Annotated in this window: 18 protein-coding genes; all 18 read right to left on the minus strand. The window is 69.9% G+C overall.

Translation table 11 applies throughout. The features are described from left to right. Positions 1-12: 12 nt before the first annotated feature. From lgt to coaBC, 18 genes are read right to left on the minus strand one after another with little or no spacing between them, the layout of a single operon-like run. A complete protein-coding gene (gene lgt / locus Q5716_RS07110; RefSeq protein WP_434056593.1) occupies positions 13-1119 on the minus strand; it encodes a prolipoprotein diacylglyceryl transferase in 1107 nt (368 codons plus the stop codon). Between the two features lie 26 nt (positions 1120-1145). Next, positions 1146-1931 carry a tryptophan synthase subunit alpha gene (trpA, locus tag Q5716_RS07115; protein WP_305002382.1) on the minus strand — a complete coding sequence of 262 codons (786 nt, stop codon included), beginning with the start codon at positions 1929-1931 and terminating at the stop codon, positions 1146-1148. Continuing rightward, on the minus strand, positions 1928-3139 hold the full coding sequence (trpB, locus tag Q5716_RS07120; RefSeq protein WP_305002383.1) for a tryptophan synthase subunit beta: 1212 nt from the start codon (positions 3137-3139) through the stop codon (positions 1928-1930). The genes trpA and trpB overlap by 4 nt, the downstream gene beginning before the upstream one ends. Beyond that, a complete protein-coding gene (gene trpC / locus Q5716_RS07125; protein ID WP_305002384.1) occupies positions 3139-3909 on the minus strand; it encodes an indole-3-glycerol phosphate synthase TrpC in 771 nt (256 codons plus the stop codon). Before trpC ends, trpB begins: the two co-directional genes overlap by 1 nt. Position 3910: 1 nt before the next feature. Next, the gene (locus tag Q5716_RS07130; RefSeq protein WP_305002385.1) at positions 3911-4138 is read right to left on the minus strand and encodes a DUF6704 family protein; all 228 of its coding nucleotides are present in this window, start codon (positions 4136-4138) and stop codon (positions 3911-3913) included. A 53-nt stretch (positions 4139-4191) separates the two neighbouring features. Continuing rightward, positions 4192-4764, minus strand: coding sequence for a Trp biosynthesis-associated membrane protein (locus Q5716_RS07135; protein WP_305002386.1), 573 nt, complete (start codon positions 4762-4764; stop codon positions 4192-4194). Beyond that, positions 4761-6281, minus strand: a complete 1521-nt coding sequence (locus Q5716_RS07140; protein WP_305002387.1) for an anthranilate synthase component I — start codon at positions 6279-6281, stop codon at positions 4761-4763. The genes Q5716_RS07135 and Q5716_RS07140 overlap by 4 nt, the downstream gene beginning before the upstream one ends. Then, the gene (gene hisI / locus Q5716_RS07145) at positions 6274-6648 is read right to left on the minus strand and encodes a phosphoribosyl-AMP cyclohydrolase (protein ID WP_305002388.1); all 375 of its coding nucleotides are present in this window, start codon (positions 6646-6648) and stop codon (positions 6274-6276) included. The genes Q5716_RS07140 and hisI overlap by 8 nt, the downstream gene beginning before the upstream one ends. After that, positions 6645-7397: an imidazole glycerol phosphate synthase subunit HisF gene (hisF, locus tag Q5716_RS07150; RefSeq protein WP_305002389.1), complete on the minus strand. Its 753-nt coding sequence runs from the start codon at positions 7395-7397 to the stop codon at positions 6645-6647. The genes hisI and hisF overlap by 4 nt, the downstream gene beginning before the upstream one ends. Position 7398: 1 nt before the next feature. Next, complete coding sequence (gene hisG / locus Q5716_RS07155) at positions 7399-8238, minus strand: ATP phosphoribosyltransferase (protein ID WP_305002390.1); 840 nt, start codon at positions 8236-8238, stop codon at positions 7399-7401. A gap of 48 nt (positions 8239-8286) precedes the next feature. After that, entirely contained in the window at positions 8287-8550 is a 264-nt protein-coding gene (locus tag Q5716_RS07160) for a phosphoribosyl-ATP diphosphatase (protein ID WP_305002391.1), read from the minus strand. A 50-nt stretch (positions 8551-8600) separates the two neighbouring features. Beyond that, positions 8601-8975 (minus strand): FKBP-type peptidyl-prolyl cis-trans isomerase, encoded by a 375-nt coding sequence (locus tag Q5716_RS07165; protein ID WP_305002392.1) that lies wholly within the window; start codon positions 8973-8975, stop codon positions 8601-8603. 18 nt (positions 8976-8993) lie between these two features. Next, positions 8994-9668 (minus strand): ribulose-phosphate 3-epimerase, encoded by a 675-nt coding sequence (gene rpe / locus Q5716_RS07170; RefSeq protein ID WP_305002393.1) that lies wholly within the window; start codon positions 9666-9668, stop codon positions 8994-8996. Positions 9669-9673: 5 nt separating this feature from the next. Continuing rightward, on the minus strand, positions 9674-11032 hold the full coding sequence (locus Q5716_RS07175; protein ID WP_305002394.1) for an RsmB/NOP family class I SAM-dependent RNA methyltransferase: 1359 nt from the start codon (positions 11030-11032) through the stop codon (positions 9674-9676). Further along, positions 11029-11949, minus strand: a complete 921-nt coding sequence (gene fmt, locus Q5716_RS07180) for a methionyl-tRNA formyltransferase (RefSeq protein WP_305002395.1) — start codon at positions 11947-11949, stop codon at positions 11029-11031. Before fmt ends, Q5716_RS07175 begins: the two co-directional genes overlap by 4 nt. 39 nt (positions 11950-11988) lie before the next feature. After that, on the minus strand, positions 11989-13962 hold the full coding sequence (locus tag Q5716_RS07185; RefSeq protein WP_305002396.1) for a primosomal protein N' family DNA-binding protein: 1974 nt from the start codon (positions 13960-13962) through the stop codon (positions 11989-11991). 2 nt (positions 13963-13964) lie between these two features. Next, positions 13965-15161: a methionine adenosyltransferase gene (metK, locus tag Q5716_RS07190; RefSeq protein WP_305002397.1), complete on the minus strand. Its 1197-nt coding sequence runs from the start codon at positions 15159-15161 to the stop codon at positions 13965-13967. 25 nt (positions 15162-15186) lie between these two features. Next, positions 15187-16377 (minus strand): bifunctional phosphopantothenoylcysteine decarboxylase/phosphopantothenate--cysteine ligase CoaBC, encoded by a 1191-nt coding sequence (gene coaBC, locus Q5716_RS07195; RefSeq protein WP_305002398.1) that lies wholly within the window; start codon positions 16375-16377, stop codon positions 15187-15189. Between the last annotated feature and the right edge of the window lie 17 nt (positions 16378-16394).

Here is a 16394-nt window from a genome sequence, read left to right on the forward strand (position 1 = left end):
CGACCCCCTGATTTATGAGGGCGAGGATTTGGCTCCGCTTGTGGCGGCCAGTTCAGACCCCGTCGCAGCCTCATCGCTGTCATCGTCGGTGTCCGAATAGGTCGCTTCGGAGTCTACAGCACCCTCGGGAGTCCACTCGCGACCCGGCCGATACGGGCTCGGCTCAACACCCGGGTGGCGTCGGCGCTGAACGAGGAACAGGATGATGCCCGCAACGACGAGCGCGATGGCGCCCCACACGTTCGCGCGAATGCCGAGGAAGACCTGGCTCGGGTCGACCCGGATGGATTCGAACCAGATGCGGCCGACGCCGTACCAGACCATGTAGAGCGCCCAGAGCGTGCCCCACTGCAGGCGCGGCTTCGCGTCGCCCACCGGAACGGGCACGGTCAGCCCGAGCACCGTGCGCTTCACGAGCCGGAACTGGCGTTCCATCGTGAGCAGGAACACGATGCCGACGGTGTTCCAGATCATCTCGTAGAGGAACGTCGGGTGGAAGAGCGTTCCCTCCGGCAGACCGACGGGGAACGCCGGGTTGGATGCCTCGATCTCGAGGCCCCACGGAAGGTCGGTGGGCAGGCCGAAGAGCTCGTGGTTGAAGTAGTTGCCGAGGCGCCCGAATACCTGGGCCAGGAGGATGGCGGGGGCCAGGGCATCCGCGAAGGTCCAGAAGCGCAAGCCCGTCAGCCGGCAGCCGATCCATGCGCCGACCGCGCCGCCGATGAGCGACCCGATGATGGCGTTGCCGCCGCTCCAGATCGCCCACACGCTGTTCGGGTTGAGCCCGCTCTCGTTGAACAGGCTCCACGGGTCGGAGCCCTCATAGAAGTAGTCGCTCAGGTGAGTGAGCACGTGGTAGGCGCGCGCTCCGACGAGCCCGAGCGGCACCGCCCAGATGATGACGTCGAGCACGATCCACGGCTCGGCGCCCTTGGCGCGCAGGCGCCGGTTCGTCCAGAACGTCGCGACGATGATGCCGAAGAGGATGATCAGCGCGTACGTCGTGATTCGGAAGGTGAAGGGCAGATCCCACCCGAAGGTGCTCTCCAACCACGACGTGATGTTGAGCTCCTTCCAGTCATCGGGAGGGCTCGGGATGCTGAGCGGCACGATCGACAAGCCGATCACCTTTCTAGGGAGGGGAACTACGCGAGTCTAGTACCGGTTGCGAGCTGGGCCGCCGTGCGGGCGACGGCGTCGACGCCGCCGTCGGCGAGAGCGCGAACGAGCGCGGACCCGACGATCGCGCCGTCCGCGTACTCCAGGACTTCGCGCACCTGGTCCGCGGTCGAGATGCCGAGCCCCACACACGTCGACGTCGCGCCGGCCGCACGAAGTCTCGCGACGAGCGATCGGGCGGCCGAGTCGACGTCCGACCGTGCGCCCGTGATGCCCATGGTGGAGACGGCGTAGACGAAGCCCCGGCTCGACTCGACGGACTGCGCGAGTCGGGCATCCGTCGACGAGGGCGCCGCGAGGAAGACGCGGTCGAGACCCGTCCGATCCGAGGCGGACAGCCAGTCGCCTGCTTCGTCCGGGATGAGGTCGGGGGTGATGAGCCCCGCTCCCCCGGCGGCAAGGAGATCGTCCGCAAAGCGGTCGACCCCGTACTGCACCACGGGGTTCCAGTAGGTCATTACCAGGACGGGCACGTCCGTGCGGCTCGTGATCCGGCGGACTGCCTCAAAACCGTCGCGAAGGCGGAAGCCGCCGGCGAGTGCCGTCTGAGTGGCCTCCTGGATGACCGTGCCGTCCATCACCGGATCGGAGTACGGCAGACCGAGCTCGATGACGTCGACGCCGTTGTCCGCGAGAGCGACCGCAGCGTCGACGCTCGAGTCGAAGGTCGGGAACCCTACGGGCAGGTACCCCACGAGGGCGCCGGAGCCTGCGGCCTTGCGCGCGGCGATGACCGACTCGACGGCGCTCACTCGGCGGCTCCGTTCGCGTCGAAGAGCTCGAAGTAGGCTCCCGCGGTCTCCATGTCCTTGTCGCCGCGGCCGGACAGGTTCACGAGGATGATCGCATCCGGACCGAGCTCGCGACCGAGCCGCAGGGTACCGGCGAGAGCGTGGGCGGACTCGATCGCGGGGATGATGCCCTCCGTCCGCGCGAGCAGGCGCAGGGCATCCATCGCCTCGGCGTCCGTGACGGGCAGGTAGCTGGCTCGACCGATGTCATTGAGCCACGCGTGCTCCGGACCGACTCCCGGATAGTCGAGGCCCGCCGAGATCGAGTGCGATTCGATCGTCTGGCCGTCCTCGTCCTGCAACATGTAGCTGCGGGCGCCGTGCAGCACACCCGGCCGACCGCGCGTGATCGTCGCGGCGTGCTTCTCGGTGAGGTGTCCCTCGCCCGCTGCCTCGAACCCGTACAGGGCAACGTCCGGGTCGTCCAGGAAGGCGTGGAAGATGCCCATTGCGTTGCTGCCGCCGCCGACGCATGCCGTCACGGCGTCGGGCAGACGACCGGTGAGGTCGAGCACCTGCTGCCGCGCCTCCTCCCCGATGATCTTGTGGAAGTCGCGCACCATGACCGGGAACGGATGCGGCCCGGCAACCGTGCCGAGCAGGTAGTGGGTCGAGTCCACGTTGGCGACCCAGTCGCGCAGCGCGTCGTTGATCGCGTCCTTGAGGGTGCGTGAGCCCGTTTTCACGGGAACGACCTCGGCTCCCAGCAGCCGCATGCGCGCGACGTTGAGGGCCTGACGCTGCGTGTCCACCTCGCCCATGTAGACGACGCACTCCATGCCGAAGAGCGCTGCCGCCGTCGCGCTCGCGACGCCGTGCTGGCCGGCTCCGGTCTCGGCGATGAGCCGCGTCTTGCCGAGCCGCTTCGCGAGGAGCGCCTGGCCGAGCACGTTGTTGATCTTGTGCGAGCCCGTGTGGTTGAGATCCTCGCGCTTGAGGATGGTCCGCGCGCCGCCCGCGTGCTCCGCGAATCGCGGAGCCTCGGTGATGATCGACGGCCGACCCGTGTACGACTGGTGCAGGGCGGCGAGCTCGGCCTGGAAGGCGGGGTCCGTCTTCGCCTCCTGGTAGGCGGCGTCCAACTCGTCGAGCGCCGCGATGAGCGATTCGGGGACGAAGCGGCCGCCGTACTCGCCGAAGTAGGGACCGAGTTCTTCGCGCAGTGCCATCAGACCGCCAGGAATTCCGTGAGAGTGGCGACGGGGTCGCCGGTGACGAGGGCTTCGCCGACGAGGACCACGTCGGCGCCCGCCCTCCGGTAGTGGGCGACGTCCGCCGGGGTCTTCACGGCCGATTCCGCGACGCGGATGACGCCCGAGGGGATGCGGTCGACGAGTCGGCCGAACAGGTCTTGATCGAGCTCGAAAGTACTGAGGTCGCGGGCGTTCACTCCCACGAGATCAGCACCCAGATCGAGTGCGCGCTCGACCTCGTCGGCCGAGTGCGTCTCCACGAGCGGTGTCATGCCGAGCTGGTTGACGAGGTCGAACAGCTCCGTGAGGAGGGGTTGCTCGAGGGCCGCGACGATCAGGAGGACGAGGTCGGCTCCGGCGGCGCGGGCTTCGAAGACCTGGTACGGGTCGGCGATGAAATCCTTGCGGAGAACCGGGACCGCCACCGACGCCCGGACCGCCTCGAGGTCGGCGAGAGAGCCCTTGAACTTGCGACCCTCGGTGAGCACGCTGATCGCGCTCGCCCCGCCCGTCTCATAGGCGGCGGCGAGAGCGGCAGGATCGGGGATGTCCGCGAGCGAACCGCGAGAGGGGCTCGCGCGCTTCACCTCCGCGATGACGCGGACTGTGTCGCGGGGCGCGAGCGCCGAGAGCGCGTCGAGGGCCGCGGGGCGCGCGAGGGCATCCGTCTCGACGTCGGCGAGACTGCGAGCAGCACGACGCTCCGAAGCGTCGTGGAGAGCTCCGGCTACGAGGTCGGCGAGCACTCTAGTGGTGCGCCTTGGGAGTCAGTCGGGACCCGCCCACGCCGTAGCCGAGCTTGGCCAGGATCCAGCCCACGAGGGCGCCGACGACGACGAGACCTGCGGAGGCGACGACGAGCCACGCCACGTCCAGGAAGAAGGCGACGGTGCCGACCGCGAAGCCGAGCAGCATGATGATGACGGCGGTCCAGGCGGCCGGCGAGTTTCCGTGGCCGGGGTCTGACTCGTTCATCGATCTCCGTTCGTTGAGGCTTGCGTCGATTCTAGCGGGATGCTCGGTCGCGCTCATGTCGGATCGCGACCGTCACTGAGCGCATCCCAATCCCCCACCGCTGAGCGCTCGCTCTCGGCGGGCTCGAGCCGAGCGGCCTGATACTTGCGCGACGACAGGGGCCAGCGCCGCGAGGTGATGACGACGAGGAGTCCGAGGAGCGCGAGGACGACGCCGAGCGCGAGAGCGAGGGCCGGCCACGGCGTGGCCGTCACCTCCGACACGAGCTGTCTCGCCGACTCCTCGCCGCTCTCCCCCGTCGCGGCGGTGATCGCGGTGAGAGACGCCCGCACGGGGTCGGTGATCGCGAGAGCCGCCGAGAGCGTGACGAGACCGCCGATCGCCACCTCGAGCGCGCCGAGGATGACCCGGAACACCGGTCCCGCGATCGCGAGGGCGGCGCCGAGGGCGAGGCCGCTGAGGGCGAGCGCGGCGAGGCCCCCGGCAGCGACATCTCCCGTGACAGCGAGTGACGGGCCGGACGACAGCTCGAGAGCGAACCACGACTGCGTCCACCCGACGAGCACGAGACCGCTCGCGATCAGTCCTCCGAGGAGGATCGCGAGCTTGACGCGCTGACCGGTCACGATATGCGGCGCATCGCGTTCGCGACCGCGACGGCCCGCAAGGGCGCTGCGGCCTTGTTCTGGGACTCGAGGTGCTCGGCGTCCGGGTCGGAATCGGCCACCAGACCGGCTCCGGCTTGAACGCGCGCGAGACCGCCGACGATCGTCGCCGTGCGGATCGCGATGGCGAGGTCGGCGTCGCCCGCGAAGTCGAGGTAGCCGACCACCCCACCGTAGACGCCGCGCTGTGCTGGCTCCAGCTCGTCGATGATCTCGAGCGCTCTCGGCTTCGGCGCGCCCGAGAGAGTGCCTGCGGGGAACGTGGCGCGGAAGACATCCACCGCACTCGCATCGGGTCGCAAATCGCCCTCAACCGACGAGACCAGGTGCATGATGTGGCTGAACCGCTCCACCTGCATGAACTCGGTCACCTCGACAGTGCCGGGCAGGCAGACCTTCTGGAGGTCGTTGCGGGCGAGGTCCACGAGCATGAGGTGCTCGGCACGCTCCTTGTCGTCGGCGAGGAGCTCCTCGGCGAGGTCGAGGTCCTCCTCGGGAGCCGCGCCGCGCGGCCGAGATCCTGCGATCGGGTGCATGTAGACGCGGCCCGTCGACACCTTCACGAGCGCCTCGGGGCTCGAGCCGACAATCGAGTACGGCTCCCCCGCGGGATCGACGAGAGTCAAGAGGTACATGTACGGAGAGGGGTTCAGCGTCCGAAGCACTCGATAGACGTCGATCGGCTCGGCCGTTATCTCGTGATCGAACCGCTGCGAGACCACCACCTGGAAGACGTCGCCGTCGCGGATGTACTCCTTCGAGCGCTCGATCGCCGCCACGAAGTCAGACTTCGGCACGCGCGGGATCGGCTTCGGAGCGATCGACAGGTCGACTTCCGCCAACCAGGCCTCGCTCGGTTCGCCGAGTCCCGCCTGCATCGAGTCGAGCCGGGACTGGGCATCCAGCCAGAGCTCCTCCTCGGACTGCACGCCGTCGCCGAGCGCGCTGGCGATCAGGAGCACCGTACCAAAGCGGTGATCGATGACGACGAGCTCGGAGACGAAGGAAAGGGCCTGTCCCGGAACTGAGAAGTCCGCGCGCGGGACGTGGGGCAGGCGCTCGATCTGGCGGATCGCCTCCCACCCGATGAACCCCACGAGGCCGCCGGTGAGGGGCGGGTGCCCGTCGACACGCGGCGTGCTCCATCGCTCGTAGAGGTGAGCGAGCGCCTCGAGGGGCGCGGTCGGCGACTCCCCCAGCGCGCGGTCGGCCCCGAGACCGTAGTCGAGCCACGCCGCGGTGTCGCCGTCCTGGGTCAGCACCCCGAAGCTCGAGACCCCCACGAAGGAGAACCGCGACCAGATACCGCCCTGCTCGGCCGACTCCAGCAGGAAGCTCCCCGGCTTGCCCGCGGCGAGCTTGCGGTAGATGCCGACCGGGGTCTCCCCGTCCGCGAACAGCTCGCGCAGGACGGGGACAACGCGGTGGCCGGCCGCCAGTCTCGACTGGAAGTCCTCGCGGGTCGTCGTGCTAGTCATCGGCTTCTCCGAGCTGGGGTTCGAGGGAATCGACGTCGAAACAGGAGTGGGCGCCGGTGTGGCACGCGGGGCCGTGCTGCACGACGGTGACGAGCAGGGCATCGCCGTCGCAGTCGAGAGCGGCGCCGCGCACGAATTGGCGATTGCCGCTCGTGTCGCCCTTGCGCCAGTACTCCTGGCGGCTGCGGCTCCAGAACGTGACCCGGCCCTCCGTGAGGGTTCGGCGCAGCGCCTCCGCATCCATGTACCCGAGCATGAGGACGTCCTTCGTACCCTCCTGCTGGATGATCGCGGGAAGCAAGCCGCCCTCTCCGAACCGGGTGCGCGCAAGCACCTCGCCGACCGTGTCCGCCGTGATCGCCGTCATCGAGTCACCACTCCCGCCGCGTCGAGGGCGTGTTTGACGTCGCCCACCGTGAGCTCCCCATTGTGGAACACGGATGCCGCGAGCACGGCATCAGCGCCCGCGCCGATCGCCGGGGCGAAGTCCCCCACCGCTCCGGCACCGCCGCTGGCGATCACTGGAACCGAACTCACGTCGCGCATCGCCTCGATGAGCTCGAGGTCGAATCCCCGCTTCGTGCCGTCGGCGTCGATGGAGTTCACGAGGAGCTCCCCCGCGCCACGCTCGATCGCCTCGCGCGCCCACTGCAGCGCATCCAGATCTGTCTCCGTCCGGCCGCCGTGCGTCGTCACGACGAACCGTCCCCCAGACCGCTTGACGTCGAGGCTCAGCACCAGCACCTGGGCACCGAATCGGTCGGCAATCTCGCCGACGAGGTCGGGGCGCGCAATCGCGGCGCTGTTGACCCCGACCTTGTCCGCGCCGCTCGCGAGCAGTCGCGCAACATCCTCGGCCGACCGCACGCCTCCCCCGACCGTGAGCGGGATGAACACCTGCTCGGCCGTCGCGCGCACGACGTCATAGGTCGTCGCGCGGTTGTCGACCGTCGCCGTCACGTCGAGGAAGGTGATCTCGTCGGCACCCTGCTCGTAGTACTTGCGGGCCAGCTCGACCGGGTCGCCCGCATCCCGCAGGTTGAGGAAGTTGACGCCCTTGACGACGCGCCCGTCCGCGACGTCGAGGCACGGGATCACGCGGACTGCGACGCCCATGTCAGATCCGGGCCGCGTGGATCGCGCTCACGAGGATCGCGCGCGCGCCGACCTCGTACAACTCGTCCATGACGTGGTTCGTCTCGGCCCGCGGCACCATCGCGCGGACCGCGACCCACTGGGGGTCGTGCAGGGGCGACAGGGTCGGGCTCTCGAGGCCGGGAGTGATCTTGGTCGCGGCCTCGAGGTGATCGAGCGGCACGTCGTAGTCGAGGAGAACGTACTGGCGAGCCACGAGCACGCCCTGCAGCCGTCGCTGGAGCGTGGCGATGCCGGGGAGGTCGGGCTTCGCGCTCACGAGGACGGCCGTCGAGTCGAGGATGACCGGTCCGAAGATCTCCAGGCCCTGGGCGCGCAGCGTCGACCCGGTCTCCACGACATCGGCGACGGCATCCGCGACTCCGAGCTTGACCGCGGACTCGACTGCGCCATCCAGCCCGACCATGGTCACCTGGACGCCATTGCGAGCGAGGAAGTCGCCGACGAGCGCCGGATAGCTCGTGGCGATGCGCACCCCGGCGAGATCGGAGAGCTCCGCGAAGCGCCCCGGAGGGGCCGCGAAGCGGAAAGTGGACTGGGCGAAGTCGAGCGTCGCGATCTCCCGTGCCTCACTGCGCGAGTCGAGCAGCAGGTCGCGCCCGGTGATGCCCACGTCGAGGGCGCCGGAGCCGACATAGGTGGCGATGTCGCGGGGACGGAGATAGAAGAACTCGACGTCGTTGCGCGAGTCGAGGGCGCTCAGGGCTCGCGGGTCGCGACGGCCGGCGTATCCGGCCTCGGCGAGCATCTCGGCGGCGGTCTCGCTCAGCGAGCCCTTGTTGGGAACGGCGACTCTCAGCATGGCGAAGGGATCCTTTGGGTCGGAGGGAAAGGGGATGCTGCGGCTCTCCTACAGATGTCGCCAGACATCTGCGGGCGCCAGCCCCTTCGCGACCATGAGCACCTGGAGGTGGTAGACGAGCTGCGAGATCTCCTCGGCCGTCTCCTCGTCGGACTGGTACTCCGCCGCCATCCACACCTCGGCGGCCTCTTCGACGATCTTCTTGCCGATCGCGTGCACCCCGCCGTCCAGCAGCTCGACCGTGCGCGAGCCGTCAGGGCGCGCCGCGGCCTTCTGCTGGAGCTCGGAGTACAGCTCGTCGAAGGTCTTCACGGCTTAACGATATCGGCTGGCCGGGGGTGCCCCGGCCAGCCGACTCCTGACTAATTGACGCCGAGCAGGTCGATCACGAACGTGAGCGTGCGGCCCGAGAGGCGGTGGCCGCCCCCGGCGGGTCCGTAGGCCAGGTGCGGCGGGCAGATGAGCTGCCGGCGTCCCCCGACCTTCATGCCGGGGATCCCGTCCTGCCAGCCCTTGATGAGCCCGCTGAGCGGGAACTCGATGGACTGGCCGCGGTTCCACGAGGAGTCGAACTCCTCGCCGGTCTCGAAGTCGACGCCGAGGTAGTGCACCTCGACGGTCGCGCCCGGGTACGCCTCGGCGCCCGTTCCTTCCTCGAGGTCGATGATGACGAGCTCGGTCGGCTCGGGGCCCTCGTAGAAGTCCACCTCGGGCTTGGTCTTGGGTGTGTCTGTCATACGTCCAGTCAACCAGACCTAGTGGGTGTGCCCTTGCTCGCCGTGGCGCAGGGCCGCCTCACGCAATGCCGAGACGCGCAGGTCCGGGTCGGCCGCGCCGTAGACGGCTGAACCCGCGACGAAAGTGTCGGCACCGGCATCCCGTGCCACCGCGATGGTGGACAGATCGATTCCGCCATCGACCTGCAGCCAGACGTCGACGCCGGCGGCGTCGACGGCGTCGCGCACCTGCTGGAGCTTCGGCATCGTCTCCGCCAGGAAGCCCTGCCCCCCGAACCCTGGCTCCACCGTCATCACCAGCACCTGGTCGAACTCGGCCAGGTCGTCGAGATACGGCTCGGCGGGCGTACCCGGCTTGAGCGCGATACCCGCGCGGGAGCCAAGGCTCCGCAGTCTCCGGGCGAGATCGACTGGGGCATCCGTCGCCTCCGCGTGGAACGTCACCGAGAACGCCCCGAGCTTGGCGTACTCCGGCGCCCAGCGGTCGACGTCGTCGATCATGAGGTGCACATCGAGCGGGAGCGACGAGACGTCCTGGATGCGCCCGACCATCTGGAGTCCGAACGTGAGGTTGGGGACGAAGTGGTTGTCCATGACGTCCACGTGAACGAAGTCGGCGCTCGGGATGCGGGCCAGATCGCGCTGCAGATTGACGAAGTCGGCGGCAAGGATGCTCGGATTGATGCGGACCATAGGGATCAGGCCTTCGTGAGTAGCTGGATGAACATGGCGTCGGTGCCGTGGCGGTGGGGCCACAGCTGAACGTGATCGCCGGGCGCGAGGTCGAGGGGCTCGCTCGCGATAGCCTGGAGGACGGCCGGCGTGTCGAGCCGGGAGACCTCCGGGTGCTTGCGCAGCACGGACGCGACGATGGACTTGGTCTCCGCCGCGTGGGGCGAGCACGTGACGTAGGCGAGGAGCCCGCCCGGCTTGAGCGCGGCGATCGCCGACTCGAGGAGCGCCGACTGCAGGGGCCCGAGGCCCGCGACATCCCCCGGCTGCTTCCGCCAGCGGGCCTCCGGTCGGCGACGAAGCGCGCCGAGTCCCGTGCACGGCGCGTCGAGCAGGATGCGGTCGAAGTGCGCGGGATGCTCCGAGCCGACTGTCGTGCCGTCCCCGACCCGCACCTCGGGGGCCGGGGAGATCGCGGCGACGGCGGAGCGCACGAGTTCGGCGCGGGCCGGGACCACCTCGTTGGCGATGAGGGTCGCCCCGCCGCCAGCCGCTTCGGCGGCGAGGAGTGCGGCCTTGCCGCCGGGGCCCGCGCACAGATCGAGCCACAGCTCGCCGGGTTCGACGGGCCGCGCGCGCGACAGAACGAGTGCGGCGAGCTGTGATCCCTCGTCCTGGACACGAGCGCGGCCTTCTGTGACTGCGGGGACGCGGAGCGGGTCGCCGCCCGAGAGCCGGACGCCGAGGGGTGAGTAAGGAGCCGGGGTGCCGGGGAGCTCGACGCGGTGCGCGAGGCCCGGGAGCACGGCGAGGCTCACGCGGGGCGCTACGTTGTCGGCGATCAGCGCGGCCTCGAGCTCGGACTCGCGGCCCTCGGCGACGAGGACCTGCCGGATCGCCCGAGTCACCCACAGCGGATGCGAGTGCTCGAGAGCGAGAGCCTCCTCGCCCGAGCGGGCGGTGGCGAGCACCCGCTCGCGCCACTCCTCCGGGTTGGACCGGGAGATCGTCCTGAGCACTCCGTTGGTGAAGCCCACTGCGGAGCGCGAGCCCACCTCCTTCGCGAGCTCCACCGACTCGTCGACGGCGGCATGAGTCGCGACACGCAAGGACAGCAACTGGTGGCACGCCAATCGGAGCACGTCGAGAATCGGAGGGTCGATCCGGTCGACCGACCGGCCCGAGGCGATCGCGATGACGGCGTCGTAATAGCCCTGCATGCGCAGAGTGCCGTAGGTGAGCTCGGTGGCGAGCCCCGCGTCGGCGTCGGAGAGCTTTGCACGGCCGATGCGGACGGGCAGGAGCAGGTTCGCGTAGGCGTCCGACTCGCGAACCGCACGAATGACGTCGAGGGCGACCCGTCGCGCGGGTGTGGCGCGGCTCACGAGGCACTCGTCACTGAGCCGGGCGGGCGTCCCCGCCACCAGGCCGCGGCATCCATCGCTGTCCGTCCCGCGGGCTGCACCGTGAGAAGCTCGATCGGCTCGGTACCGGTGCCGATGTGCACGGTCTTACCCCGCAGTTCGATCTCGCCAGCGGGCAGCGGGAGCGCGTCCCGGGCGATCGCGGTGGCGAGCACCTTGACCCGGTCGTCGCCCACCATGGTGAAGGCGCCGGGCTCCGGTGTCACGCCGCGCACGCGGTTGTGGACCGACGAGGCGGGCTCGGACCAGTCGATCCGCCCGTCCTCGAGCGAGAGCTTCGGGGCGAGAGTGACCTCGCCGACTTGGGGAACCGGTCGTGCGGCGCCGCTCTCCAGGGCGTCGACGACCCGAACCACGAGGTCCGCTCCGGATACGGCGAGCTCCTCGAGCAGTGCCCCGGCGGTCTGCATGCCGCCGATCGTCTCGCCGAGCTGACCGAGGATGTCGCCCGCATCCAGTTCGGGAACCAGTTGGAACACGGTCGCCCCGGTGTGCTCGTCGCCGGCGATGATCGCGTGCTGCACAGGGGCGGCTCCCCTCCAACGCGGAAGCAGGGAGAAGTGCAGATTGATCCACCCGAGGCGAGGAGTGGAGAGCAACGGCTCCCGAACGAGTGCCCCGTAGGCGACGATCACCCCGAGGTCGGCGTCGAGCGCGGCGATCTCGCTCGAGATGGAGTCCGTGAGTCGGTTCGCGCGCAGTACCGGGATACTGAGCTCGGCGGCGGCCACGGCGACGGGAGTGGGCGTCAGCACTCTCCGGCGGCCCTGGGGCGAGTCCTCGCGGGTGACGACCGCGACGACCCGGTGATCGCTGGAGGCGAGGGCCCGCAGGCTCGGGACCGCGGCGGCGGGACTCCCCGCGAAGACGATCCTCATGCGACTATTCTCCCCGACGCGGAGGTTGCTCCGAGCACGCTACTGCTCGAGGAACGGCTCGACATCGTCGAACCGCACCTTGAGCGTCGGGGCCGGAGCACGGCGCGGGCCGGCGCCGACGGTGGGACGCCGGCGGTTGGTCGCTGCCCGGATGACCTCCGATCGCAGCGTCGATGCCATCTCCGCTCCCGCGGCATAGTCGAATCGAAGGATGGTGCGAACCGCAGCGGGACCGACGTCGACCGGGCCGAGCACATCCGCCGCGTCGATACCGCTCTCCGACACCGCGCGCGATACCGCCTCCACGGCCCCCGTGAGGGTGGCGACCCGCACAGCCGGCGGAAACCGCAATCGGCGTCGATCGGCGAGCTCGGCGGCCGCAAAGGCGGCGTGCCGCCAGGTCACGAGTGCTGATGCGAGTGCTCCCCCCACACCGACGAGGATGCTCGGCGCCCCCGGCGCCGCGAGGGCGACGGCGTTCGACCACCAGCGCAGGCAGTCCTCCGCCACCCGCAGGGACTCTCGCGCCACCATCTGCTCACCGTCGAGGAGGAGCACAGCGCGGTAACCCCCTGCGGCAATGGGTTCGGCACCCCGCGTCGCGATGACGAGTGCGGGTCGGGCATCCACGTGCTGCACCTGCCGCTCGCCGTCGGCGATCACGACCCGCACGCCGGGGAAGGCCCGCCCGAGGTCTTCAGCCGTTCGGGTTGCTCCTGCTGCGCCGACGGACTTCAGGCGCTCCCCCTCGCAGTGGGAGCAGCGCCAGCCGACGGCGAGGGCGCCGCACCACGAGCACGCCGGGGTGCTCGACGCCGATCGCTTCGTGAGCGGCCCCTCGCACCTCAGGCAGCGAGCGGTTTGACCGCAGTCGGCGCACGCGAGTCGAGGGGCATATCCCGGTCGAGCGACTTGGATGAGGACAGGCCCGGTCTCGAGGGCCGCCCTTGCCTCGCGCCACGCCGACGACGGGATTCGGGCCTGCTCCGCGAGCCGGTCTCCCCCGACCTGCTGGGCGGTCGGCACGATCCGGGGCCGGATTCCCGGCGACGGCGACACGGACGTGAACCAGCCGACCTCGACGAGCCGCTCCACCTCGGTGGATCGGGAGTGCCCGGCGATCAGGAGCGCGCACCCCTGCTGCTCCTGACGGAGGAGGGCGGCATCCCTCGAGTGGACGTAGGGAGCGAGCGGCTCGCTGTGCAGCGGGTCACCGTCGTCCCATAGCGCGAGGAGCCCGAGGTCCCGCGCGGGAGCGTAGACGACCGACCTGTTGCCGACGATCGCGAGCGGCGCGTCCCCGAGGCACTTCAGGAAGGCGCGGTACCGATCGGGGTTCGATTGCCGAGCGTCGAGGCGCACGATGCGATCGGGCGGCAAGAGCGTCGCGAGGGCGGCCTCCACCTGGTCCTGGTCGCGATAGTCGGGGACGCACAAGATCGCGGAACGACCGGATGCCACGGCACGCGCGGCGGCCTGCGCGAACGACAGGGCCCACGAGCCGACCCATCCCCCGCCCGGAAGCTCCGTGACCAGGGGGATCGCGTCGAGCGCGATCCGACTTCCTGCCGCGAGGCTCTCGCCGAGCGTTGCCGGGTAGCCATCGATCTCGGGCCGGTCGACGACGGGGATCGGCTCCGACTCCACGGCAGCAAGGAACGCCTTCTCCACCCGAACCTGTCGATGGGGCACCGCCAGTCGCACGATGTCGATGGCGGACCCGGCGGCGCGGTCGGCGGCGCGCCGCGCGAGCGCCCACACCTCGGGGGCGAGCACGGGGATCGGCGAGAGCACCTCGTCGAGCTCGCTCAGCACTCCCGGGAAGTCGGCCGAGTCCACGAGCTCGACGATGAAGCCGTCCGCGATCCGCCCCGCCGAGCGCAGGGGAACCCGGACTCGCACGCCGGGAACCGCGCTCTCCCGAAGGCGCTCGGGCACCGCGTAGTCGAAGAGCCGGTCCAGTTGCGGCAGGGGCGAGTCGACGAGCACCCGGGCGATGAGCGCGGGGACCACGGCTACAGTCCGGCTGCGCTGCGCAGGGCCTCCACGCGATCCGTTCGCTCCCACGTGAAGTCGGGGAGCTCACGACCGAAGTGCCCGTAGGTCGCGGTCTGTGCGTAGATCGGCCGGAGAAGGTCGAGCTCGCGGATGATCGCTCCCGGTCGCAGGTCGAAGACCTCGTCGATCGCCGCGATGATCTGCTCCTCGGCCACGTGAGCGGTGCCGAACGTCTCGACGTACAGGCCCACCGGGTGCGCCGTGCCGATCGCATAGGCGACCTGGACCTCGAGCCGGTCGGCGAGACCGGCGGCCACGGCGTTCTTGGCGACCCAGCGCATCGCGTACGCGGCCGAGCGATCGACCTTCGACGGGTCCTTGCCCGAGAAGGCGCCGCCGCCGTGCCGGGATGCGCCACCGTAGGTGTCGACGATGATCTTGCGCCCGGTGAGCCCGGCGTCGCCCTGGGGTCCGCCGATCTCGAAGCGGCCCGTGGGGTTGATGAGGACGCGGAGCCCCGCAGTGTCGAGGTCGGTGCGGGCGAGGGTGGGCCGGATGACGAGCTCCTCGATCTCCGCGCGCAGCTGCTCGGTGCTCACGCGCGGGGAGTGCTGCGTGGAGAGCACCACGGTGTTCACGGTTCGCGGAGCGGACCCGTCGTACCCGATCGTGACCTGAGTCTTGCCATCGGGTCGCAGGTAGTCCACGACCCCGTCGTGGCGCACCTCGGCGAGACGCTCGGCCATGCGATGCGCGAGCCAGATGGGCAGAGGCATGAGCTCGGGGGTCTCGGTCGTCGCGTAGCCGAACATGATGCCCTGGTCGCCGGCGCCCTGAAGGTCGTCGGCGTCCGAGCTCGACCCCTCCCGGGTCTCGAAGGCGGAGTCGACGCCCTGCGCGATGTCCGGCGACTGGCCCCCGATGGAGATGGAGACGCCGCACGAGCGACCGTCGAACCAGACGTCGGACGAGTTGTAGCCGATGTCCGAGATGCGCTTGCGCACGATCGACGGGATGTCGACGTACCCGCTCGTCGTCACCTCTCCGGCGACATGGACGAGCCCCGTGGTGACGAGGGTTTCCACAGCGACGCGTGCCTGAGGGTCGACCGCGAGGAGCGCGTCGAGGATGCTGTCGCTGATCTGATCGCAGATCTTGTCCGGGTGCCCCTCCGTGACCGACTCGGAGGTGAACAGGCGCAGCGAGTTGCTCAAGGGGGCTCCAGGCACGTCGGGCGGATCAGGGCCGATCGGCCAGCAGATCCAGAACACGGTCGGCCACGGCCCGCTTCGGGCCGGTGGCTTCGCCCACTATATCCCCGGCCGAATCGAGGATCAGGACCGTGTTGCGCTCTGCGGCGAAACCCTCGGTCCAGCCCACCCTGTTGAGGACGAGGTAGTCGCAGCCCTTGCGGGCGACCTTCGCCCGCCCGACCGCGAGGAGCTTCTCGTCGTCCGGCTCGGTCTCCGCGGCGAAGCCGATGACGACTTGACCGGGGCGGCGAGCATCCACCAGGCCACGGAGGATGTCCGGATTCTTCACGAGTGACAGGGTGAGTCTGTCGCCCTGCGTCTCCTTCTTGATCTTGCTCTCCGCGACGGACTCGGGCCGGTAATCCGCGACGGCCGCCGCCATGATCACAGTGTCGGCATCGGGGGCCGCGACCGACATGGCGGCCTCGAGTTCGAGAGTCGTGGAGACCGGCACGACCGAGACATGAGCCGGGGCATCCACCTCGAGGTTGGCAGCGACAAGCACCACTTCGGCGCCGCGGGTCGCCGCCGCTAGCGCGAGAGCGACTCCCTGCTTGCCGCTCGATCGATTGCCGATGAATCGCACCGGATCGAGAGGTTCCCGCGTACCGCCCGCGCTGATGAGGATGCGACGTCCCTCGAGGTCGCGAACAGGAGCGACCGCGGCCAGTGCCGCCGCCGCGATCTCCTCGGGCTCCGACATGCGGCCCGGCCCAGCATCCTTGCCCGTCAGCTGGCCCACGGCGGGACCGACGATCGTGACGCCGCGGCTGCGCAGAGTAGCGATGTTCGCGACCGTCGCGGGGTTCTGCCACATCTCGGTGTGCATGGCGGGGGCGATGACCACGGGAGCCGTGCTCGCGAGGATGGTGTTCCCGAGCAAGTCGTCGGCGAGCCCGGCAGCGAGCTTGGCGATCGAGTTCGCCGTCGCCGGGGCGACCACGATGAGGTCGGCGGCCTGGCCGATCGCGACGTGGCGCACCTCTGCGACACCCTCATAGAGGTCGCTGTGCACCGGGTTGCGGCTGATCGCCTCGAGTGTAGGACGCCCAACGAAACGCAGGGCGTTCTCCGTCGCGACGACGTGCACGTCGTGCCCGGCGAGAACGAGGGCACGGACGACCCCGACCGCCTTGTACGCCGCGATGCCGCCGGTGATACCGACGACGATGTTCATGTCCGGGAGTTCCGAGA

This window comes from Antiquaquibacter soli (genome assembly GCF_030580675.1).
In the GTDB taxonomy this organism is placed as follows: Bacteria; Actinomycetota; Actinomycetes; order Actinomycetales; family Microbacteriaceae; genus Rhodoglobus; species Rhodoglobus soli.

Bases quoted from the DNA above. Each gene is read 5' to 3' on its own strand.
- hisG (WP_305002390.1), bottom strand. From the start codon at position 8,238: ATGCTGAGAGTCGCCGTTCCCAACAAGGGCTCGCTGAGCGAGACCGCC.
- fmt (WP_305002395.1), bottom strand. From the start codon at position 11,949: ATGAGGATCGTCTTCGCGGGGAGTCCCGCCGCCGCGGTCCCGAGCCTG.
- hisI (WP_305002388.1), bottom strand. From the start codon at position 6,648: ATGACGGCGATCACGGCGGACACGGTCGGCGAGGTGCTTGCGCGCACC.
- Q5716_RS07130 (WP_305002385.1), bottom strand. From the start codon at position 4,138: ATGAACGAGTCAGACCCCGGCCACGGAAACTCGCCGGCCGCCTGGACC.
- rpe (WP_305002393.1), bottom strand. From the start codon at position 9,668: ATGGTCCGCATCAATCCGAGCATCCTTGCCGCCGACTTCGTCAATCTG.
- Q5716_RS07165 (WP_305002392.1), bottom strand. From the start codon at position 8,975: ATGACAGACACACCCAAGACCAAGCCCGAGGTGGACTTCTACGAGGGC.
- coaBC (WP_305002398.1), bottom strand. From the start codon at position 16,377: ATGAACATCGTCGTCGGTATCACCGGCGGCATCGCGGCGTACAAGGCG.
- Q5716_RS07140 (WP_305002387.1), bottom strand. From the start codon at position 6,281: ATGACTAGCACGACGACCCGCGAGGACTTCCAGTCGAGACTGGCGGCC.
- hisF (WP_305002389.1), bottom strand. From the start codon at position 7,397: ATGGGCGTCGCAGTCCGCGTGATCCCGTGCCTCGACGTCGCGGACGGG.
- trpB (WP_305002383.1), bottom strand. From the start codon at position 3,139: ATGGCACTGCGCGAAGAACTCGGTCCCTACTTCGGCGAGTACGGCGGC.